Below are 3,657 nucleotides of genomic sequence, written 5' to 3' on the forward strand. Positions count from 1 at the left end.
GTAGCCGAGTCGGCCCCAGGCGCGGACCGCCTCGCCCGCGGCCTCCGCCGCGAGTGCGGCGGGCGTCGGCCACTGGCGCAGCCATGCGTCGTGGATTGGCAGCACCCGCGCGACCGGTGTCTGCTGCAGCATGAACTCGCTGACCAGCACCGACCAGGCGGACGCGTCCGGGCGGCGCCAGGGCAGGTCCCGGGCGTGCTCGTCGTACCAGTGCAGGACCGGAGTCACCAGGCCGGCCGCGGTCGCGGCAAAGGTCGTCTCGCTCGTCGTCATCGCGGCCATTGTCACCTCCGAGCGACCTGCCGGCAGGCGACGGGGGCGACTTTCGGTCGGACCCGGCGGGTCAGCCGGGATCCGCGGCCGGCGCTGGCTACCGTCTCCACCATGTCGTCCCCGCGTCGCCCCGGCAGCGCCAGCGGCCTCGCGACCTCGCGTCCTCGAGCCACCCGAGGACGCCCCGGCCCCCGAGGACCACTGGGACCCCGAGGACCACTGCCGCCCGCCGTGTACTGGCGGCGCCGGCTCTTCGTCCTGGGCCTGGCCGCCTCGCTGGTGTTCCTGATCGCGAGCCTGCTCACCGACGGCAGTGATGCCAGGTCGACCGAGACGCCGGTCGCCGCCCAGGCCGGGGCACAGGTCGAGGCGTCGGACACGATGACGTCGTCGACGACGGCCACGACGACAGCGGTCACGACGCCGGCCGCCGGGAGGAAGGCCCGGACGCAGCCCACCCCGACGCCCACGCCGACCCTCGCCGTGCCGCAGGGCAACTGCGACGCCGCCGACATCTCGGTCACGCCCGTCGTCGACAAGGCCGCCGTCGCCGGCCGCGACGTGACCATCGCGCTGTCCCTGCAGACGACCGAGTCCGAGGCCTGCACCTGGCGGGTCGCTCCCGATCGGGTCACTGTCAAGATCGCGCGGGGCGACGAGGAGATCTGGAGCACCCGGCATTGCCGGCGGGTGGTGCCGAGCCAGGCGGTCGTCGTACGACGCGCCGTGCCCACCGTGGTCCGGATGACGTGGAACGCGCGGGAGTCCGCGGAGGGTTGCCGGCGCGCGACCCGCTGGGTGCGGGCCGGTGACTACACGATCGCGGCGGCCGCGCTCGGCGGGGAGCCGACGGTCGCCGACTTCGCGCTCGCATCGCCCACGCCGGAGACGATCTACGTGACGCCGAAGAGCGAGTCGACGAAGACGGCGGCTCCGAAGACCGAGGCGGCGACGCCGACGGCCCGCGCCACCGGTCGCTGAGGGCTACACGTACCTCTCGAGGATCGTCGACTCGGCCAGCCGGCTGAGTCCCTCGCGCACGCTGCGGGCGCGCAGCTCGCCGACGCCCTCGACGGCCTGGAGGTCGTCGATGCCGGCGGAGAGCAGCTTCTGAAGGGTGCCGAAGTGGTCCACGAGTCCTTCGACGACGTTGCCCGGCAGCCGCGGGACCTTGGTGAGCAGCCGGTAGCCCCGCGGGGCGACGGCTCCGTCGAGGTGCTCGCCGGTGCCGATGCCGAGGACCTTGGCGACCGCGGAAGGATCGACCAGGTCGGTGGCCGAGAGGTTCTCCAGCTTGACGAGCAGCTCGTTGGGGTCGCGGCTGCGACGGCGGGACGGCACGTAGTCGCGGATCACCAGCTCGCGCTCGGTGTCGACCCCGGTGATCAGCTCCTCCAGCTGGAGGGCGAGCAGCCGGCCGTCCGTGCCGAGCTCGAGGACGTAGTCCTCGATCTCGCGGGCGATCCGGGTGACCATCTCCAGGCGCTGCGCGACGACGGCGACGTCGCGGACGGTGACCAGGTCCTCGATCTCCAGTGCGGAGAGGGTGCTCGAGACCTCGTCGAGGCGGAGCTTGTAACGCTCGAGCGTCGCCAGGGCCTGGTTGGCGCGGGACAGGATCTGACCGGAGTCCTCCAGGACGTGCCGGGTCTCGCCGACGTAGGCGGCGATGATCTGCATCGACTGCGACACCGAGATCACCGGGAAGCCGGTCTGCTTGGCGACCCGGTCCGCGGTGCGGTGGCGGGTGCCGGTCTCGTCGGAGGGGATGCCCTGGTCGGGCATCAGGTGGACAGCGGCCCGGATGATCCGGGTGATCTGGTTGTCGATGATGATCGCGCCGTCCATCTTGGCCAGCTCGCGCAGACCGGTGGCGGTGAACGGCACGTCGAACTCGAAGCCGCCGGTGCAGATGCTGTCGACGAGCTTGTCGTGGCCGAGCACGATCAGCGCGCCGGTGCGGCCGCGGAGGATCCGCTCGAGCCCGTCCCGCAGTGACGTGCCGGGAGCGATGCGCGCGAGGGTCTCGCGGAGCCGGATGTCGGCCGACCGGTCGATGACCACGCGCGTGCCTTCCTGCTGGTACTGATCCGTGACCGGCGGATGTCGGTCGCTCGTACCTTATCCGTGACCGACGCCACTCACACGATCGATTCGCTCGATCCGGCCTCGACGACCTCCAGGGCGTGCTTGGTGCGTCGATCGAGGTGCAGCAGCCGCAGGGCGGTGGCCACGTCGGGCGCCTCCACCACCCGCATCCCCTCGATCACCCGGTCGCTGGAACCGCGCCGCACACCCTGCGCGGCGCCCGGGTCGGCCGGGACCACGGCCATCGCGAAACCGAGTCGCGCCGCCTCAGCCAACCGCTGCGGCAGGTCGCGCACCCGACGGAGCTCGCCGGACAGCCCGATCTCGCCCATCGCCACCACTCCCGCGGGCGGGGGACTGACGAAGGTGGCCGAGGCGAGCGCGACCGCGACGGCGAGGTCGCTGCCCGGGTCGGTGAGCCGGGCGCCGCCGACGGTGGAGGCGAAGACGTCGTGCTGGTGGAGCCGGATCCCACAGTGCTGCTGGAGGACCGCGAGCACCATGGCCAGACGCGAGCCGTCGAGGCCGGACGTGGTCCGGCGCGGACGCTCCGCCGGCGAGGTGGTGACCAGGGCCTGCACCTCCGCGAGCAGTGGTCGGCGGCCCTCCATGGTGACCGCCACGCACGTGCCCGGGACTCGTCCGTGGTGGCGCTCCACGAAGATGCCGGTGGGATCCTCCACCGTGGTGATCCCGTCGGGACCGATGTCGAAGCAGCCGACCTCGTCGACGGGGCCGAACCGGTTCTTCACGGCACGGAGCATTCGGAAGCGCGAGTCGCGGTCGCCCTCGAAGTGAAGGACCACGTCGACCAGGTGCTCCAGCACGCGTGGCCCCGCGATCGCGCCGTCCTTGGTGACGTGGCCGATCATCACCACCGTGATGTCACGGGTCTTGGCGACACGGATCAGCGCCTGGGCGACCTCCTTGACCTGGGTGACACCGCCCGGCACGCCCTCGACGCCGGAGGCGCCGATCGTCTGCACCGAGTCGACGACCACCATGCGTGGTCGGGTCTCCTCGATGTGGGTGAGCACCGCCCCGAGATCCGTCTCCGCTGCGAGGTAGAGCTCGTCGTGGACGGCGTTCGTGCGGTCGGCACGGAGCCGGACCTGGGCCGCGGACTCCTCCCCGGTGATGTAGAGCGTGCGCTGCGAGCGCTGAGCGGTGCGGGCCGCGACCTCGAGCAGCAGGGTCGACTTGCCGACCCCTGGCTCGCCGGCGAGCAGCACCGCTGCGCCCGGCACCAGGCCGCCGCCGAGCACCCGGTCGAGCTCGGGCACGCCCGAGCCGTGG

At 72.4% G+C, this 3,657-nt stretch carries 3 protein-coding genes and 1 pseudogene; 1 reads left to right on the plus strand and 3 read right to left on the minus strand.

All coding sequences use genetic code 11. The annotated features are described in order from the left end of the window. A pseudogene (locus E7Z54_RS14510) lies at window positions 1–273 on the minus strand (A/G-specific adenine glycosylase); the annotation flags it as partial. Window positions 274–504: 231 nt separating this feature from the next. Between E7Z54_RS14510 and E7Z54_RS14515 the strand changes: the two are divergent. Further along, window positions 505–1,254 (plus strand): hypothetical protein, encoded by a 750-nt coding sequence (locus E7Z54_RS14515; protein WP_136434857.1) that lies wholly within the window; start codon window positions 505–507, stop codon window positions 1,252–1,254. 3 nt (window positions 1,255–1,257) lie between these two features. Here E7Z54_RS14515 and disA read toward each other — a convergent pair whose 3' ends face one another. Together disA and radA are read right to left on the minus strand one after the other, a co-directional pair. Further along, a complete protein-coding gene (gene disA, locus E7Z54_RS14520) occupies window positions 1,258–2,337 on the minus strand; it encodes a DNA integrity scanning diadenylate cyclase DisA (protein WP_136434859.1) in 1,080 nt (359 codons plus the stop codon). Between the two features lie 77 nt (window positions 2,338–2,414). Then, window positions 2,415–3,657, minus strand: a 1,243-nt coding sequence (gene radA, locus E7Z54_RS14525) for a DNA repair protein RadA (RefSeq protein ID WP_136434861.1), incomplete at its 5' end; no start/stop codon positions are given.

Source organism: Nocardioides sp. (assembly GCF_004803405.1).
GTDB classification, from domain to species: Bacteria; Actinomycetota; Actinomycetes; order Propionibacteriales; family Nocardioidaceae; genus Nocardioides; species Nocardioides vastitatis.